15 protein-coding genes are annotated in these 18,226 nt (G+C 60.0%); 9 read left to right on the plus strand and 6 right to left on the minus strand.

All coding sequences use genetic code 11. The features are described from left to right. Window positions 1–11 precede the first annotated feature (11 nt). Window positions 12–1,253, minus strand: coding sequence for an amidohydrolase family protein (locus tag ESZ00_RS01875; protein WP_129206473.1), 1,242 nt, complete (start codon window positions 1,251–1,253; stop codon window positions 12–14). 202 nt (window positions 1,254–1,455) lie between these two features. On the opposite strand from ESZ00_RS01875, the gene ESZ00_RS01880 reads away from it, so the two are divergent. Both ESZ00_RS01880 and ESZ00_RS01885 read left to right on the plus strand, forming a co-directional pair. After that, window positions 1,456–2,082, plus strand: a complete 627-nt coding sequence (locus tag ESZ00_RS01880; RefSeq protein WP_129206475.1) for a sigma-70 family RNA polymerase sigma factor — start codon at window positions 1,456–1,458, stop codon at window positions 2,080–2,082. Then, window positions 2,079–2,312 (plus strand): anti-sigma factor family protein, encoded by a 234-nt coding sequence (locus ESZ00_RS01885; protein ID WP_129206477.1) that lies wholly within the window; start codon window positions 2,079–2,081, stop codon window positions 2,310–2,312. Before ESZ00_RS01880 ends, ESZ00_RS01885 begins: the two co-directional genes overlap by 4 nt. A 9-nt stretch (window positions 2,313–2,321) precedes the next feature. Here the strand turns inward: ESZ00_RS01885 and ESZ00_RS20235 are convergent, their stop codons facing one another. The 4 genes from ESZ00_RS20235 to ESZ00_RS01905 form a co-directional block, all read right to left on the minus strand. Next, window positions 2,322–2,786, minus strand: coding sequence for a hypothetical protein (locus ESZ00_RS20235; RefSeq protein ID WP_229740891.1), 465 nt, complete (start codon window positions 2,784–2,786; stop codon window positions 2,322–2,324). Window positions 2,787–2,811: 25 nt separating this feature from the next. Continuing rightward, window positions 2,812–3,843: a transcriptional regulator gene (locus ESZ00_RS01895; RefSeq protein WP_129206479.1), complete on the minus strand. Its 1,032-nt coding sequence runs from the start codon at window positions 3,841–3,843 to the stop codon at window positions 2,812–2,814. A gap of 161 nt (window positions 3,844–4,004) precedes the next feature. After that, the gene (locus tag ESZ00_RS01900) at window positions 4,005–5,492 is read right to left on the minus strand and encodes a M48 family metallopeptidase (protein WP_129206481.1); all 1,488 of its coding nucleotides are present in this window, start codon (window positions 5,490–5,492) and stop codon (window positions 4,005–4,007) included. Window positions 5,493–5,623: 131 nt separating this feature from the next. Then, window positions 5,624–6,619, minus strand: a complete 996-nt coding sequence (locus ESZ00_RS01905; RefSeq protein WP_229740892.1) for a GDP-mannose 4,6-dehydratase — start codon at window positions 6,617–6,619, stop codon at window positions 5,624–5,626. Window positions 6,620–6,760: 141 nt separating this feature from the next. On the opposite strand from ESZ00_RS01905, the gene ESZ00_RS01910 reads away from it, so the two are divergent. The 7 genes from ESZ00_RS01910 to ESZ00_RS01940 all read left to right on the plus strand — a co-directional run bounded on the left by ESZ00_RS01910 (window position 6,761) and on the right by ESZ00_RS01940 (window position 15,801). Continuing rightward, a complete protein-coding gene (locus ESZ00_RS01910) occupies window positions 6,761–7,498 on the plus strand; it encodes a sugar phosphate nucleotidyltransferase (protein WP_164981292.1) in 738 nt (245 codons plus the stop codon). Window positions 7,499–7,577: 79 nt separating this feature from the next. After that, entirely contained in the window at window positions 7,578–8,750 is a 1,173-nt protein-coding gene (locus tag ESZ00_RS01915; RefSeq protein WP_129206486.1) for a VWA domain-containing protein, read from the plus strand. A 280-nt stretch (window positions 8,751–9,030) separates the two neighbouring features. Then, window positions 9,031–9,261 carry a hypothetical protein gene (locus ESZ00_RS01920; protein WP_129206487.1) on the plus strand — a complete coding sequence of 77 codons (231 nt, stop codon included), beginning with the start codon at window positions 9,031–9,033 and terminating at the stop codon, window positions 9,259–9,261. Window positions 9,262–9,480: 219 nt separating this feature from the next. Then, window positions 9,481–11,760, plus strand: coding sequence for a TonB-dependent receptor (locus ESZ00_RS01925; RefSeq protein WP_268235248.1), 2,280 nt, complete (start codon window positions 9,481–9,483; stop codon window positions 11,758–11,760). Window positions 11,761–11,937: 177 nt separating this feature from the next. Next, window positions 11,938–12,822: a substrate-binding domain-containing protein gene (locus ESZ00_RS01930; RefSeq protein WP_164981294.1), complete on the plus strand. Its 885-nt coding sequence runs from the start codon at window positions 11,938–11,940 to the stop codon at window positions 12,820–12,822. Continuing rightward, window positions 12,819–14,972 (plus strand): ATP-binding protein, encoded by a 2,154-nt coding sequence (locus ESZ00_RS01935; RefSeq protein WP_129206491.1) that lies wholly within the window; start codon window positions 12,819–12,821, stop codon window positions 14,970–14,972. The genes ESZ00_RS01930 and ESZ00_RS01935 overlap by 4 nt, the downstream gene beginning before the upstream one ends. Further along, complete coding sequence (locus ESZ00_RS01940) at window positions 14,965–15,801, plus strand: response regulator (protein ID WP_129206492.1); 837 nt, start codon at window positions 14,965–14,967, stop codon at window positions 15,799–15,801. Before ESZ00_RS01935 ends, ESZ00_RS01940 begins: the two co-directional genes overlap by 8 nt. Before the next feature lie 8 nt (window positions 15,802–15,809). On the opposite strand, the gene ESZ00_RS01945 is transcribed toward ESZ00_RS01940, so the two are convergent. Continuing rightward, a complete protein-coding gene (locus ESZ00_RS01945; protein ID WP_129206494.1) occupies window positions 15,810–18,089 on the minus strand; it encodes a protein kinase domain-containing protein in 2,280 nt (759 codons plus the stop codon). Between the last annotated feature and the right edge of the window lie 137 nt (window positions 18,090–18,226).

An 18,226-nucleotide genomic window follows, 5' to 3' on the forward strand; every position in this document is an offset into this window, starting at 1 on the left:
ATTGGCAGCCGTCAGCGCGCAGGCGTCTCCTCGTAAATCACCCTCCCGCCTCGGATCGCTGTATGAACGCGTGCCAGGTTGGCAACGTCGGTGGCTGGGTCACCGTCGAGGACGACGAGATCGGCAACACTTCCCGGCTCGATGCGGCCTTTTTGCGGCTGATGGAAGTAGTCGCTGGGCGCGGTGGTGAGCGAGGCGAGAATCTCACGCCAACCGAGCGCGCGGCCCATGAACTGATACTCCTGCGTGGTGTCGTAGACCGACTGAAAACCCACATCGGTGCCGAAAAGCACCGTTCCCCCAGCTGCAGCCCAGCTCTTCAGCTCGGATACTCCGGAATCGACCAGATGCGCGGAGACCGCAGGATTATGGACGACCGTCGTCCACAGGGTAAGCGTGGGAATCAGCGCCGAATGCTGCTGCTTCATTCGCGCCAGCTCCGCCGGGGTAAAGCCGTTCTCGGTGGGGATGGTGTGGGCAAGGATATCGACGCCGGCAGCCAGGGCATTGTCCACACCCGCGTAGTTCTGCGGATGCGCAAAGACCGGCTTGTGCTGCGCGTGGGCCACGTCGACGGCTGCCGCCGCGATCGGCTCCGGCATATTAATGACCGGCGCATCCCCCATAAAGGCGCCGGTAAAGAGCTTGATGCCGTCGAGCGGGATGTGAAGATAGCGCTCGGCCATCTCCCGGGCCTGATCCGGGGTAGCCGCCTCGGGAAGCTGGAGACTGGCAGGGAGGTACACAGGATGACCGTGGAGCGGAAAGATGTCCCCGGCCATGAGAATCTGCGGCCCGGGAATCTCGCCCGATTCAATGCGGCTGCGCAAGGCAAGCGTGTTCTCCGGGACAGAGCCGAGGTCCCAGACCGTGGTGAATCCCCAGCGTGTGAGCATCTGCTGCAGGTGCCCTTCCAGCTGAGCGACCGGAGCATGGGCAGCATCGTCCCAGCCAGTCTCGAAGTGGACGTGGCTGTTCCAGAAGCCGGCAACAATGATCTTCCCCGAGCAATCGAGGACACGAACACCAGAGGGAACAGTAAGGGCCGAAGCAGAACTGACGGCAGCGATATGGCCGTCATGGATGAGGACCACGGCGTTATCGATCGGAGCGGCCTGCGGATTCGCATAGACCCGCGCGCCGCGGAGGGCGAGGTCTGGAACTGGAAGCTGTGCCGAAGCCTGGGCCCAGGTTTGGACTGCAAACAGGCAGACTGCTGAAAGCACAATACCTTGCAGACGATTGATCTTCATGCACACTCCTGCCCCAAACCCATTCCAGGACCGTACCCGACTATACGCAATCCAGGCATCCACTGTTCCTTAATGGCCGGATTCGAAGCCCGACCCGGCAACTCCTTTGCCGTGAGACACCGGAGAGATATAGGATGACCTGAAGGAGTTCACAGAGCCGGGAGCGTTTCCCACTTCTGTTGAATTTCTGCAACTATCTCGCATGGCAACGATCCAAACACAAGGCACGGAAGAGATTCACCCGGACGTTCTGCTGGTCGAACAGGCGCGAGCGGGGGATGTGCATGCATTCGAGAAACTGGTGCGTCAGTACGACCGCCAGGTCTTCCGGATCGCGCAGCACATCACTCAAAATCGCGAAGACGCAGAGGACGTGGTCCAGGATGCGTTTCTGAAGGCCTACGAGAAGCTGGACCAGTTCCAGGGCAACTCGAAGTTTTACACCTGGCTGGTGCGTATCGCCGTCAACGAGTCGCTGATGCGGCTCCGGAAGCGGCGGACCGGCAAAATGGTCTCGATCGACGAGGATGTGGAGACGGATGAAGGCTCCATGCCCCGCGACCTGGCCGATTGGAGCCCGGACCCGGAGGCCCAGTATGGGCAGTCGGAGATGGCGGAGATTCTGCGCAAGACGATCCAGGGACTGCCCCCGGGGTTCCGCGTCGTCTTTGTGCTGCGCGATGTGGATGGGCTTTCGACCGAGGAAACGGCCGAGACCCTGGGTTTAAGTATTCCGGCGGTGAAGTCTCGCCTGCTGCGGGCGCGACTCCAGTTGCGGGAGCGGCTTAGCCGCTACTTCCGCAAAAACGGTAAGGATGGTGCAAAGTGACGTGCTCCGAGTTTCTGGCTCAGCTCGATGACCTGATCGACAACCAAGTGTCGGTGGAGATGCGCGCCGACCTGGAAGAGCACTTGCGCGGCTGCGAACACTGCGAAGTGACCCTCAGCACGACGCGCAAGACCATCGAGGTCTATCGAAAGCACGAAATCTACGAGCTGCCCAACGCCATGCGCGAGCGGCTGCAGCAGGCCATCCTTGCTAAATGCAAGAAGTGCTGATTTTGCGCATTAACCATGGTGCGCAAAATCAACAATAATTGCAGTAATCCAGATTGGAAATCCTAGAAACCACATGCGTGAGTGCTTCCATTGCCTGCGCACTGAAATTACGATCACCCAGATCAGGTTCGTAAGCAAAAACAAGGCTAAAACTGGAGCAATCGCTGCAAACCAAACGAACGGTTCTCCTGTCACAGCGTGAATTCCCGCGTCACGCTCTGCCGGAATTACCCATCCATGAGAAGCAGCGACCAGATATACGACTGCTCCCAATATGTTCCAGAAGAGCATTGATACATTCCACATGCGGACAGACATCCGTGCCTCGCTTACCGGGATAATCTTTTCGTACTGACCATAGTGCATCGTCTCAAAACCGCTTAGAACACCATCTATCGCAGTATGAGATACAAAAGGCTGGCATCCCGAGATGCCAGCCCTTTGCTTTATTTCAAACCATGAGAGACGCGCCAAAGGCGCAGATGCCCGTGACAGCCAGCTACCAGCGGCCTTCCATCTGTTTGAAAATGCGCTCGTTCTGCTCTTTCGCGATCTGCGGCTGGTAAGGTTTTTTCTTGATCGCACCGTTGACCCGCTGCATCGCCGACCAGGCTGCGCCCTTGACAGCATCCTTGAAGGCGCTCTGCCCCGGAGGCGTCGGTTTCAGGCCGCGCTGGCGCAGCATGTGGTTCGCCTTGTAAATATTGCCCCACAGCCGGTCGTGGAAGACAAAGTTGATGTTCATCGAGATGGAAACATCGTTGCCGTTCTTGAGCCAGTGACCGGTGTTAACCGGGATATGCGTGCCGGTGCCCGGCTTCATCATGAAGACCATGGACTGGTCCTCAAGCTCGGGCTTGTAAACACCCGCCTGGTTGTCGACCGCCCAGAAGCGCTCCAGCTCCTCATCCGGCACGGCTGCCTTGTTCGAGCGTGGGAAGAAGTGGATCTCCTTGTCGCCGCGGATCTGAAGCAGCCACGCACACTCGCGGTCCACGTGATAGGGCGTCGAACGGCCCGGTGAGGTGATAAAGATGATTGACTCAAACCACTTGATCTTGTTTTTCACCTGACGGCCGGCAAGCTGCAGCACATCGGCGATGCCGTCCTCAAGAATCTTCTGATACGCCGGATTGCGCTCCACATGGTTGAGCATGATCCAGCCGTTGGCCTTCTCGATCTGCTCGATCGTCTCACGCACCTCACGGACTGGCTTCGAGGTTTCGAGGGCTTTGTCCGCGTGGCTGGGATTGCCGATGAGGCAATAGGCATCACCATGGGGACGGTGCGGGTCGTTGCGCGAAGTGATCTCGTTCGCCAGCTCGACCAGGCGGGAAAGTTCAAAGAGCGGATGCCCGCTGAAGCGATGCGCCACCTCGAATGGCAAACGATTGAAGTTCTCGCGGAAGATGCGCTCATCGCAGGAGACAAGCGGCGCGCTGCCGGAAGAAACAGCAGGCTGGGAAACGGGGAGATTGCCGTTGGCAATGGAGCTGGTAGCCATGTGGGTACGATGCCTCGCCAGGTTCATAGGCCGGCTGCGGACAGGGGGAGACACTTAAGCCGGAAGCTGTGATTTCAGCATACGGCGATTTCGCCCTGCTCCCAAGCAGAAAGTAGTAATACAAATTGTTGCCAGGTAACGACTTAGACAGTTACGAAAGCAGCACGGAAGATGCGTCCGACAGCTCGTTACTGCTGGTTGGGGCTTGAAGGAGTAGTACCAGTGGTGCTGCCTGTGCCGGAACCAGTGCTGCTGCCGGAGGTAGAACCCGTGCTGGAACCGGAACTGCTGTCCGAGCCGCTGGTCGTGCTGCCGGTGTCGTCGCGGCGGTGGAGCGTGGGGCGCTCGTCATCGGTACTGGAGTTCGGATCGTTGGTGCTGACTTTACGAAGCGTTGGCTTCTGTCCATTCTTGCCGTTGGTGAGACGGCGCTTGTTCTCGATGCGGGCCAGCCGCGCCTTCACGTCATCGAATTCCGAGGTCGTGACCATGTATTCATCCCGCGCGGGCAGGATGGTGGCAATCTCTTCCTGCGAGTGTGCGATGCGATCCGGGGTCTGCGGATGGTCGGAGAAGAGTTTCGCCACGGCTCCGGGCTTATGCTTCTCGAGGTCCTGAATCTTCTCGAAGAAGGTGATGAAGGCCTGCGGATCATAACCGGCGCGGTACATGTACTGGATGCCGAGGTAGTCGGCCTGGGCCTCGAACTCACGGGAGAATTCAATAAACGTAATCGGAATGGCGACGTTCGCGGCTTCATAGATGCCATAGCCGGTCCAGCCGCCGATCATGATGAGCGGGATAGTGCCGATCTGCGCATAATTGGCGCGGGTCATCTCACGGGCGGCGTGGTGCGCGCAGACGTGGGCGATCTCATGAGCCATGACACCGGCCAGCTCGGCCTCTTCGTCAGCCGCAAGGATAAGACCGGAGTTGACGTAGAAGAAACCGCCGGGCAGCGCAAAGGCGTTGATCTCGTCGGTATCGATGACCTTGATGGTGAAGGGTACCTTGCAGTCGGAGTTCTTCACGATGTTCTGGCCGATGCGGTTGACGTACTCCGTGACAACCGGATCGGTGATGAACTTCGTGCTCTTCTCGAGCTCCATGGCATAGGACTTGCCCATCTTGATTTCGGACTCGGTGGAGTACCAGTTACCCATGCCGCGGCCGCCGATGTTGCGCGTACCTACCGCGTTCACATCTTCGATAGTTCCCTTCTTGACGCCCGGCATGGTGCCGTCGGGATTAGCCTGGCGCATGGGGACCACATCCCCGCTTGAGGGCACATTCTTGCTGTTGCTGTCGGATTTCGCCGTAGAGGTCGAGCTGCCATCCGGAGTCACAGGCGTGGAATCGGATGGGGCCTTCGATGGCGCATCGACCGGCGTGTTCTTGATGGGAGCGTTCTGAACCTGAGGGGACTGCTGCTGCGTGCTCTGGCCGGAGTTATTGGAAGAGCTGGAGCCAGTGGTCTGGGAACTGCTGCCGGATTGCGCGTTGCCCGACTGGGACGTACCTGACGAAGAGGTGCCAGACGGGGATGTGCTCTGCGTACCTGAGGTGCCACTCTGTGCCGAGGTCTGCCGGGCATAGACGCAGGCGGGCGCGGCGAAGGCCAAAGAGGCCAACACCAGCGACGCAGGCAGGCGATGGGAAAGAGGCAGGTAGCGCATGGACGGCTCCCGGAGAGGGACAAGTCCCGCTCCTATAGACGTAGTATGCGCCCAAGAGTTGCAGGTGTCACTCCGCAGCTCTCAGATGATTTTGGGTGACTGAAATCTCCCAGGTGCCCGCGACAGAGCGCTCAGCCTGCAGTGCTCTGGAAATACTCGCGGTACCACTCGACCGTCTCACGAATAGCCTCAGGCATTGCGTACTTCGGCTCCCAGCCGAGCAGCTTGCGCGCCTTCGAGGCATCGAGGTGCTGCTCGCGGATCTCCGCGCTGGCGATGTTCTGGATCACCGGCTTGAGGTCGGTGCGGCCCATGATACCAAGCGTCGTTTCGACGATTTCGAGCACGGTCAGGTGCTCGCCGAGCGAGAAGTTGAAGGCTTCGCCAGCCAGCGCCGGGTTTTCGGTGAGCTTTTCGCCCAGCAGCAGATAGGACTCCGCCGCATCCTTCACATAGAGAAAATCGCGGACGTAGTGGCCATCGCTGCGGATGAGGAACGGCTCGTTCTCCAGCGTGGCCTTGATGACGCCGGGAAAGGTGCGGCTCCAGTGCAGATCGCCTCCGCCGAAGAGATTGCCGCAGCGGGCGACTACGGCGCGCAGACCGTAGGTCGCGGCATACATTTGCGTGATGAGATCGGCGCAGGACTTCGAGACATCGTAGGGATAGCGTCCCTGCAGGGGATGAGTTTCGAGGTAGGGCAGATTCTCGCTCGATCCGTAGGCTTTATCTGAAGACGCAACGAGGATATTCGGCGGCGCGTCGGCCGGTGCGGAGATGCGGCAGGCCTCAAGCAGGTTCCAGGTGCCTTCGACGTTCGCGCGCAGCGTGCCCATGGGATCGCGCTTGGCTACGCCGACCAGCGGCTGCGCGGCCAGGTGAAAGACGGTATGCGGCGCATACTCGGCAATGGCGCGCTGCATGGTGGCAAAGGATTCCAGCTCGCCCGCGACCACATCCACGCGTTCCAGCATGCCTTCGCGGGCGAAGATGCTCTTCGGCGCCGGATCGCGCAGCAGCACGGTAACCTCGGCTTCCTGCTCCAGCAGCGCCTTGACCAGCCAGCCTCCCAGCAGCCCCGTGGCACCGGTTACGAACGCGCGCTTGCCCTTCCAGAATCCCGCCAAACGAACCTCTCCAACACACCTGAAAATCCGGCGAAACGCCATGGCACAAAGAACGGCGAAACGCATGGTACTAAGATGTCTATTAGATCATTTTCAAAAGAAATGTGCGGCTGCCCACGACCTGCCGCGGAGACGTTGTCCTTGAACGCATCGCAGAAAGCAGTACCCGGCGACCTTTCCGTAGTCATCCTGTGCGGAGGCAAAGGCTCGCGCATCTATCCGTTCTCCGAATATTTCCCCAAGCCAATGATGCCCATTCACGGCCGCCCGGTGCTGGTGCACCTGATGCACGTGTACGCGGCGCAAGGCGTGCGCCATTTTGTGCTGGCCGCGGGGCACCGCAAAGAGATGCTCTACGACTACTTCGACGGCCGCTTTCCGGAGTGGAAGATCGACATTGTCGACACCGGGCTCGAGGCCGATACCGGCGAGCGCATCCGCTCCTGCTTCGACCGCGTGGGAGATAAATTCTTCGCCACCTACGGCGACGGCCTGGGCAACGTCGACCTCCATGCCTTGCTGCGCTTCCACGAAGAAAAGGGCGGCCTCGCCACCGTAACCTCTGTCCCGCTGCGCTCGCAGTACGGCACCGTGCACTTCAACGCCGGGCAGCAGGTCGACCGCTTCGCCGAGAAACCTGTGATTCACGATTACTGGATCAACGCCGGCTTCTTCGTCTTCGAAAAGGCCGCAGCAGAGTTCTGGCAGGGCACAAACCTCGAGTCCGACGTCCTGCCTCGTCTTGCCGCCGAGCGGCAGCTCTATACCTACCTGCACCACGGCTTCTGGAAGTCGATGGATACCAGCAAGGACCAGCAGGAACTGGAGCGGCTGGTAGGCGAAGGCATGGCTCCCTGGATTGCGCCGGCGGCAAATTAGCGGACTGCAGCTTAGTAGAGATTTCTCTCGTCTAATGGCTGGGCCGGGAAGTACATACGCGGCCCTCCAGAAATCGTCTATGACCGCGCTGAAAGCCGCCGCCTGCTCCCTTGCCCTGCTCATGGCCACTCCCCTGCCCTTTGCGCAGGAGGCCAAGCACGCTACCCCTGCCACGAACACCTCCCCGGACAATGCTCCGGCGACAACGCTGCATGTCGATGTGAAAGTGGTGACCATGGCCGTCACCGTGCGCGACAAGCACGGCAAGATCGTCCCCAATCTCACCAAGGACGACTTCACGCTGCAGGATGACAACCATCCGCAGACCATCAAGTACTTCAACATCGACCCCAATCTGCCGCTGACCCTGGGCCTGCTCGTGGATACCAGCGGAAGCCTGCGCGACGCCATCGGCGACGAGCGCACAGCCAGTCAGAAATTCCTCGACCAGATGCTGTCGCAGAGCAAGGATCGCGCCTTTCTCGTCGAGTTCAATCGCGAGGTCGACCTGCTGGCCGATCCCACCTCGAACAAGCAGACGCTGGAGCGCGCGCTCGACCATCTCGACTCGCCGCAGTTCAACCCCTCGAATGGCGATCCCTCCGGAGGCAGCGACCCGGACCAGAACAGCGGTGACAACAACAACCATGGGCGGCGGATGAACGGCGGCGGCACCATGCTCTACGACGCCATCTATCTTGCCTCGGACGAGTTGATGAGCAAAGAGAAGGGCCGCAAGGCGCTTATCGTGCTGACAGACGGCGAGGATCGCGGCAGCAAGGAAACGCTGCACACCGCGATCGAGGCCGCGCAGCGAGCCGACACCGTGGTCTACGCGATGTACTTCAAAAGCGAGCAGCACAATAACAACAACGGCGGCGGATTCCCCGGAGGACATCGCGGCGGCGGCATGGGCTGGCCAGGCAGCGTCGGTGGATGGCCAGGCAGCGGCGGCGGAGGTTATCCCGGCGGGGGTGGAGGCGGCCAGCGGCAGGAGAAGTCGTCGGTAGACGGCAAGAAAGTTCTCGAGCAGATCTGCGCCGAAACCGGTGGCCGCATGTTCGAAGTGAAAAAGAAAGAAAACTTCGACGATATCTACTCACAGATTGCCGAAGAGCTTCGCAGCCAGTACATCCTCGGCTACACGCCGGACAAGAGCGTAGCTGGCGGCGGCTATCACCGCATCACGCTCGAACCAAAGAAGAAGGATCAGATCGTACAGACGCGGCAGGGGTACTACGCGCAGGAGTAAGGCGTATCGACACAAACGGTGCATGTTGTATCGGCACAGAGCAAAAGGCCGATACATAGAGAGCAAAACTGCTGTCATCCCGACCGAAGGCGATTCGCCCTGCGCGCAGCAGCGTGGTGTATGCTCGAACCGAGTCATGCGCCGCGCTGTTGCCATTCCGATGCTGTTGCTCCTGATGTTCCCCATCTTTGCGGGGTTCTTCGGTGAAGCAGCTGCGGAGGCCAACCTCCCAGCCTGCTGCCGCAGAGCTGGCAAACACCACTGCGCAATGATGGCCGGGATGGTGAATCCCGAAAATGCGCAGCGTGGCTTCGGCATCATCAGCGAGAAGTGCCCCTATATGCCGGCGGCGCTTTCGATCATCGTACTTCCTTCCTTCCAGCCTTCGACCGCAGCAGCCATCTATGCCGGCGTGCAGCAGCATGCTTCGATCACACCGCAGACCGAAGCGCAACAGCGCATCTCCTACGATCGCGCGCGGCAGAAGCGCGGACCTCCCTCGCTCAGCTAACCCCTCCTGTCTTTCAGAGTGTTATCGGCTCACAGGCGTGTTTCCCCGTGCCTGCGTGCGGATGCGCATCCTCTCTGATTTGTAACAGTCATGGATATATGAGAGCCGTGAGTTTTTCACGGCGGAGGCCCGCTCTTGCTACAACGATTTCTCAGCCGTCTCTTGCTACAGCCGCAACGATCCGTTCATCGATCTCTATTTTTTCTGCCCGCTCCTCGCTTGCTCTTTGTCTTATCTGCTCTTCTATTACCATTTTTTCTCCCCGCGCTCCCGGCACGGGCCTCTGTCTTCGGACAGATTCAGGGCGTAGTGCATGATCCCGCGCACCGTCCCATCGCCGGTGCGCGCGTGCAGGTGCACGCAGCCTATTCCGATCTGAAATTCGCTGTTGTCTCCGGTAACGACGGCGCATTCCGTATTCCCTCGGTCCCCATCGGGACATACACCGTAACCGTATCCAGCTCCGGCTTTGCAGATTTCGCCGAAACCGTGAACGTCACAGCCGATTCTGCGGAAATTCTTCACTGCCAGCTGGCGCTCGGAACCGTAACGCAGACCACGACGCTGCATGAAGAGACGCAGTCAATCCATGCGGACTCCTTTACCCCGACAACGATGATCAATCGCACGGACATTGCCAGCACCCCAGGCGCCGACCGCACCAACAGCATGGCAATGATCACCGACTACGTGCCGGGTGCCTACATGACTCACGACATGTTGCACATGCGCGGTGGCCACGAGCTCAGCTGGATGATCGATGGAGTAAACATTCCGAATACGAACATTGCCAGCAACATTGCGCCGCAGATCGATCCGAAGGACATCGACACGATTGAAGTGGAGCGCGGCAGCTACGGCGCAGGCGTCGGCGACCGCACCTATGGTGTCTTCAACGTGGAACCGCGATCGGGCTTTGAGCGCGACCGCGAGGGCGAACTGGTGATGACGCTGGGAAACTTCTACCAGACCAACAACCAGATCAGCTTCGGCGATCACACCGAGCGCTTTGCCTGGTTCACCAGTCTGAACGGCAACCGTTCGGACTACGGATTGCAGCCTGCGACTGAAAAGCCGGTGCATGACGCCGAAAACGGCTACGGCGGCTTTGCGTCGCTGATCTACAATCACGATCCGGCGAACCAGCTGCGCCTCATCAATCAGCTGCGCACCGACTACTACCAGATCCCCTACGATCCCAATCCGAATGACTGGCAGAACCAGCTCTACGACTCGAGCGGGCTGCGCGACGGCGAGCACGAAACCGACGGCTACACCGCCTTCACCTGGGTTCATACGTGGAGTCCGACAACGCTGGCGCAGGTCTCGCCCTTCTACCACTACAATGATGCCGATTATGATCCGAGCGCGAACGATCTGCCGACTGCAACAAAGGTAGATGAGACAGGAAACTATGCCGGACTACAGGCTTCGGCCAGCACCGTGATCGCCAGAAACACGATCACAGGCGGGGTATACGGCTATGCGCAGCACGAGAACGATCTCTTTGCGACCACCTTCAACGACGGCAGCTATGCGAATTTCTCGCAGAGTCAGAGCGTACTCGCAGGCGTCGAGGAAGCCTTTCTCGAAGATCACTACAAACCAACCTCATGGCTCACGCTGATCGGCGGAGAACGGCAGACGCACTTTCAGGGCACGATCAGCGAAAATGCGATCTATCCGCGCATCGGCGCAGCCGTGCTGATCCCGAAGCTGAACTGGGTGCTGCGCGGCTTTTACGGACACTACTACCAGCCGCCGCCGCTCACCAGCATCACCGGCCCGGCACTGGCTTATGCCAACTCGACCAACACCAGCTTCACTCCGCTGCGCGGCGAGCGCGATGAAGAGCATCAGTTCGGCCTGCAGATTCCCTTCAGGGGCTGGCTGCTGGACGCAGACACCTTCCAGACGCGGGCCAACAACTTCCTCGACCACAGCAACATCGGCGAATCGAGCATCTTCATCCCGGTAACGGTGCAGGGCGCGCTGATTCAGGGATGGGAGCTCACACTGCGCTCGCCCGAGCTCTGGCATTATGGGCAGTTTCATCTCGCCTACTCGAACCAGATCGCGCAGCAGATCGGACCGATCACCGGCGGACTCATCTGCTACAACCCGGACGATCCTTCGGCCTGCGCCGTGGCTCCCGGATACAGCGCGCTCGACCACGACCAGCGCAACACGCTCAACGTGGGCTTCAACGGCAAGCTGCCGCACCAGATCACCGGAGCCTTCAACGTGTATTACGGCTCGGGATTTTCGAACGGCTACACCGATCCTCCATCACCATATTCAGGGAACTACCTGCCCGCTCACACCACGGCGGATATAGCACTCGGCAAAACCTTCGCCGAAAAGTACAGCCTTTCGGTGAACCTGTTAAATATCGCCAATACGCGGGTGCTGCTGGATAACAGCCTGACCTTCGGCGGCTTCCACTACAACGATCCCCGGCAGATCTACGGGGAATTCCGCTACCACTTCCACTTTTAGGGGATGACAGACCCACCACCCGCCCTTTCGGAGAAGAGAAATGGGCGGGTGCGCGGAGTTACACTTGGGAACGTCTTTCCCATGATGCCGACTCCCCGTTCGTCCTGGCCCCGGAGGGCCGCTTTTCTTTTTTTAATGGGAGCGCTCGCCCCGCTGGTGAGCTGCCACTCCTCTCCTATGCGTGTGGCCGTTATCCCACAGACAACCGCTCTTACCATCTGGGAAGCGGAGCATGCCGGCACAGAGTTTGCTGCACGCCATCACGGCTTCCAGGTGTACTGGAATGCGCCGACGAGCGAAGACGATATTCAGCAGCAGGCTGCGCTGATCGACCGTGTCGTCGAAGAAAAATATCCGGCAATGATTCTTGCGCCTGACCAGGCCATCGCGCTGATGGCCCCGGTGCAGCGTGCCATCCACAAGGGCGTGCGCACCGTGATCGTGGCTTCGCCGCTCGATCTGCCGCCCGGGCCGAATCTCACCTATATCGTGAACGACGACCTGACGAGTGGACGCATGGCCGCGATGCGCATGGGACAGATTCTCGGCGGCCATGGAAGAATCGCGATTCTGGGGATACCACCGGAATCGCTGAGCACCCTTGCCATGGTGCACTCCTTTGAAACAACGCTCGAACACGACTTCCCCGGAGTTGTCATCGCCGAACGGCGATTTGGAACGCACAACCAGACAGAGGCTCAACAGCGGGCTGACGATGTGCTGCATGACGACCCGCACCTGGACGGCATCTTCGCAGTCTCCTCCGCAGCCGCGGGAGGCGCTTATGTAGCGCTGAGAGCCCAGGGACAGGTTGGCAAGGTAAAGGTAATCGGCTATGAACAGAGCGTAGAGCTGGCCAACCTGGTGCGGCAGGGGGCTATCGACTCGCTGGTGGCTATCAATACCTATGAGATGGGCTATCGGGCCATGGAATCTCTGGCCGCGCCGCGAGGCAGCACACCGCCCTACATCTACCTGGAGCCGACCCTGCTGACCGCAGAGAATCTCGACTCGTACGAATCCCGGGCGCTGATCAATGTCGATTGGAGCCGCGAGCCATGACCACAGCCCTCACAGCTGGAATCCAGCGGAAACGGCGTGGACTCGCTGTTGGAATTGTCTGCGGCCTGCTGCTGCTCAGCGCCGGAGCAGCACTCCTCCTGCACAGCCGCTCGATTGGGCTGCCGTATCACGACACCTTCGCCTCCGGACAAATGGATGGCTGGACAGCCTACGGCGGAAGCTGGCACACCGCAGAGGGCGGAGTACGAAACGACTCGGAAGAACGCGGGGCAAAACTCGTCACCGGTTCGAATCGCTGGCGCTCCTACGTGGTGGAAGCCGACATCCAGCTGATCGGTGGAGGCGATACGGGCCTGATCGCACGTGTCAGCGATACCGAACGCGGTGTGGATGCCTACAGCGGCTACTATGCGGGCCTGCGCACGCTCGACAACACGCTCGTGCTCGGACGCGCTAACCATGGCTGGACTGAATTCCCTCCGCAGCATTTTCCCGGAGGCATCGTGCCAGGACGCTGGTATCACCTGCGCCTGTCTGTGCAGGGCTGCACCATCACAGCCGACGCCCGGGGCATCGACGCACCCGGAGCCACGCAGATCCGCGCGGAAGATCCCCACTGCCTGACCGCGGGCAAAGTCGGACTGCGCTCCGTGGCCGCAGGTGGTATGTGGAAAAATGTGCGGATCACGGAACTGCCGGAGAACGCCGGCCCTCCAGCGCCGACGCCGCACATGATGGTCTATCCCACCAGCCAGGGCTCGATGCCTTCTTCGACCAATGAAGTGCCCCCATCGCTGATAAGTGAATCGACGCCTGCGCATCAGGCCGTTTCGATTCGCAGTCTTCGCATGCTTTCCACGAGCCGGCCTGAGCATGTCACGATACACGGCGTGGTCACCAGCACGACCCCCAGTCTGTACGTCCAGGACCGTAGCGGAGGTGCGCTGGTACAGCTGGACCGCCCGACGATTCTGCGCCTGGGCGACGAAGTGGAAGTAGAGGGCGAAGCTCACCCGCAAGGGCTTATAGTGCTGATCACCCGGGCTATGGCAAGCCGCATCGGAGGCACGTCTCCGCTGCCACCCTCCTCTGTCACTGCGGATCAGGCGGCAACCGGCATGTATTCCGACATGTACCTTGAGGTGCAGGGACAGTTCGACAGTATCGAGCCTTATGGGACGCAGGGCAGCCTGATCAGCATGCATGATGGGATGCAGACCTTTCGCGCCATCGCCGATACACCCGAGGCCACAGCGCGCTTCCGCAGCCTGGACAGGCACAGCACGATCCGCATTCGAGGCATCTGCGTCCTTGGCTCGGAATACACGAATGATATGGTGCCGTTCGCACTCCTTGTAAGCTCGCCCGAGGATGTAAAGATCATCGACGGTCCCCCCTGGTGGAGTCCGGAACACCTGATCCTGATGGCCATCGTCATGCTGGCCCTGGGATTCGTCGTGCAGATGCTGCTCAGCCGTGCCGAGAAATGGCGCCTGCATGCGGTGATCCGCGAGCGCGAGCGGCTGGCAAACGAGCTGCACGATACCCTGGCCCAGAGTTTCGCCGGAATCGGCTTCCAGTTGCGCGCGATCCGCAACAGGCTGGCAAAAAAGGATGTGGAAATCGATGTACCGTATCTGCTCGAAGACCTGAAGATCGCCACCGATCTCGTTCGTCACAGCCATGACGAGGCCCGGCGCAGCATCACTACGCTGCGGCCCGAAGCCATCGAGTCCAGAGGGCTGGTCGCAGCGCTTGAAATGACAGCCCGGCGCATCGTAGCCCGCGGCCAGATCGCGATCGATATCCGCGTGCGCGGCGAAGCACGCCCACTTCCCCTCCACATGCTCGATTCCCTCTTCCGTATCGGGCAGGAGGCCATCTCGAATGCCATCCAGCATGGACATCCCACGCGGATTCATATTGAGGTGGAATATGGAGAGCGCTCCATTATTCTGGTAGTGGAAGACAATGGCATCGGGTTTGTGCCGCGAGCAGACTCCGGCGGCTTTGGGCTCTCCGGAATGCGGCGCCGGGCAGAATTGATCCGCGGCACCCTCGAAGTCCGAAGCGACCCTGGCGGCGGCAGCCAAATTCGGGTAGAAGTACCAAATCCAGAACGCCAGCCATGGTTTCTACGTCTGACATATAGAAAACGCAAAAGTCAGGAGAACATCACAGATGTCTAGCACCTCGGAAACGCTTACTGCATCCCGGATCCGGATTTTAATTGCAGACGATCACCCTGTTGTCCGCGCCGGTCTGGCCAGCATGCTGGCAACCTATCCCGATATGGAAGTCGTGGGCAGCGCGGCAGACGGAGAACAGGCCGTGGCTGTACTGACTGGTGGCAATCCCGCCGTCGATGTCGTCATGCTGGACCTCCGCATGCCGAAGAAAAACGGTATCGAGACACTCAAGGCACTTCGGCAGACAGGCAGTCAGGCGCGGGTGGTGGTCATCACCAGCTATGAGAGCGATGAGGACATCTACCAGGCAGTAAAGGCCGGCGCCCAGGGATACGTTCTGAAGGCCTCGTCTGATGAGGAGATCATCGACGCTATCCGCCAGGTCCATGCCGGAGAACGTTATCTGCCACAGCACATTACGACGCGTCTGGCTGAGCGCATGCCCCGCGCCAACCTCGATCTGCGCCAGATGGAGATCCTCGACCTGATCGCGCAGGGCATGACCGGTCCGGAAATCTCCGAACGCATGACGATCGATGACCGCGAGATCTGGCATCAGCTCAACACCATCATCGAGGCGCTGGAAAAGTCGGAAGACAGCAACGAAGACTATACGCCGGGCAGCGCACGCCAGCGGATTACCATTGCCGACGTGGCGCGCAAGGCCGGAGTTTCGATGTCCACGGTTTCGCGTGTGCTCCATAACAAGGGCAAACACACGGACGAAACCCGCCGCGCCGTCATGAAGGTAGTCAAGGAATATGACTTCCAGCTCAATGGCACAGCTGCATCGCTGGCGATGATGCGCGGCGGCTCACAGCACGCATAAAGCCCATTCTATTGCGCCGAGGCCAGCAGCTCGCTCGTCATCATCTCCGCGCTGCTGGCCAGGTCAAGCTCTCCGAGCAGGGCCTGGAAGCGTGGCTGCTCGCGAATCGGATCGAAGAGCGGAAAGACCCGGGCATAGGCAAGAAACGCCTCGCGCGTCTTGTACGCCGTCTCCAGATGCTCCATCGCCGCTTCATATTCGCCGAGCGCAATGAGGATCATGGCCGGCGGCACTGCGGAAACAAAGCGCTTTGTCGCCATATTCTGCAACTGGGCAAGCACGGCACGAGCCTCGTCCGTTCTTCCCCCGGTAGCCAGCGCCGCGCCATGGAAGCCAATAACAATAGGGTTATGACCTGAGACAGTCACGCTGTGCTCCAGGCACGGCATGGCCTCGGCGTGGCGGCGTAGAGCCAGTAGCGCCAGCCCCCGGCAGGCATGAGCTTCCGGATAATCCGGATCGACGGCAAAAACCTTTTCGCATTGCTCGAGCGCCAGGTGGTGATTGCCCTGGTAGTAGTGAACCCAGGCAATGCCTGAAGAGATAGGCGAAGAAAGCGGATCGAGCTCACGCGCCGTGCGGAGCTCGTGCAGCGAAGATTCATAGCGCCCGGACTGCAGCAGCAGAATCGCGTAGAAGAAATGACTGCCGGAGAAGCCCGGATCGAGCTCAATCGCACGAATGGCCAGCTCTTCGGCGAGACGCCAGTCCCAGTTGCTGAAAAGCGCGCACTTGGCCAGCGAGATTTCCGCCTCGGCAAGATGGGGATCAAGCTCACGCGCCTTCATCGCCAGCTCGCGGCCACGAGCCCAGGCAGCGCCCGGCGGAATGACACCGAGAAACCCCAGACTGACAAAGCAGTCCGCCAGCCCGGCATGCGCGGGCGCGCACTGCGGGTCGACAACAATGGCCTGCTCAAAGCACTGCATGCCGCGCTGCGCTGCCTCCGGCGTACGCAATCCCCAGTAGTAGCGGCCCTTCAGGTAAAGAGCATGCGCATCGATGTTCTGTGAGTAGCGCGAACGCGGGAGCGCCATTTCCCGTGTCGGCTTCATCTCAAACTTCGCGGCCACCGAACGCGCGATATCTTCCTGGATGGCGAAGATGTCCTTGAGCTCGTGATCGTACTTCTGCGACCAAAGGTGATAGCCGTGGATCGCATCCGTCAGCTGCACCGTCACACGCAACCGCTCGCCGAACTGGCGCACGGAGCCCTCGAGGATCGTATTCACATTCAGCCGTTCCGCGATGGCGCGGATATCCTGCGCCTTGCCCTTGAATTCAAATGCCGAGGTATGCGAGACGACACGCAGTCCCTTGAGCTGCGAAAGCAGGTGGATCAGCTCATCGGTGAGGCCATCGCTGAAGTACTCTGCCTCTTCCCCGCCGCCTACGTTGGAGAACGGCAGCACGGCAATCGTCATCGACCGCGCTTCATTGCCAGTCTTGTCCGGCATCGCGGGACTGGACGCCAGGCCATGGCGCAGAGCATGAAGATGTGCCAGCATCTCTTCCGCACGCTGGTACCGGTCCGTGGGCTTCTTCGCCAGTGCCCGCGCAATCACATGATCGAGCCCATCGGGAATGCCCGGCCGTACTTCGGAAGCAGGCGTATAGCCGGAGTGCAGAATGCCTTCCACGGCCTGGGAGGGCAGGCCGAGAAAAGGCCTGCGCCCGGTCAGCATCTCATAAAAGAGAACACCGATGGCCCACAGGTCGCTGCGATGGTCGGAGTGCCCTTCGATCTGCTCAGGCGACATGTATCCGACGGTGCCGACCACGGTTTCCGGAACAGCATCTCCCGAAACCGTGGCACGCGGCAGCTTCACCAGGCCGAAATCGAGAATCTTGGCGATGCCATCGGCAGTGATGATGATGTTTTCCGGCTTGATATCGCGATGCACCAGCCCCTGACGATGAGCCTTGGCAAGCCCCTGGGCGATGTCGACGGTATAGTGCAGCGCATCCTCCGGAGCAAGCGGACCGCGGAAGAGCTTGCGGCGCAGCGTCTCGCCATCGTAGTAAGCCATAACGATGAGCAGCTGTCCGGCTTCGTCCTTCTCGATTTCGTAGATAGTGCAGACATTCGGATGATCGAGCGAGGAAGCGGCGCGGGCTTCCTGCATGAAGCGCTCTACGGCGGCCTCATCGGAAGAGCGCTGTGGCTTGAGCACCTTGATAGCGACAGAGCGCTCGAGATTCAGGTCGCGGGCTCGATACACGATGCCCATGGCGCCTTCCGCCAGCAGTTCCTGGATCTGATAGTGCGCAATGATACGTCCGATCATGGTGCATTCATTCTAGGACGTATCCATATATGGAGGTATTGGAAATAAAAAACTTACCACTGCATTGTCATCTCGACCGAAGCGCAGCGCCTGCGGTTTGCGCCTGCCCGGACAGAAAACCGCAGACTTCTCCACTC

The sequence above is a fragment of the Silvibacterium dinghuense genome (assembly GCF_004123295.1).
GTDB lineage: Bacteria > Acidobacteriota > Terriglobia > Terriglobales > Acidobacteriaceae > Silvibacterium > Silvibacterium dinghuense.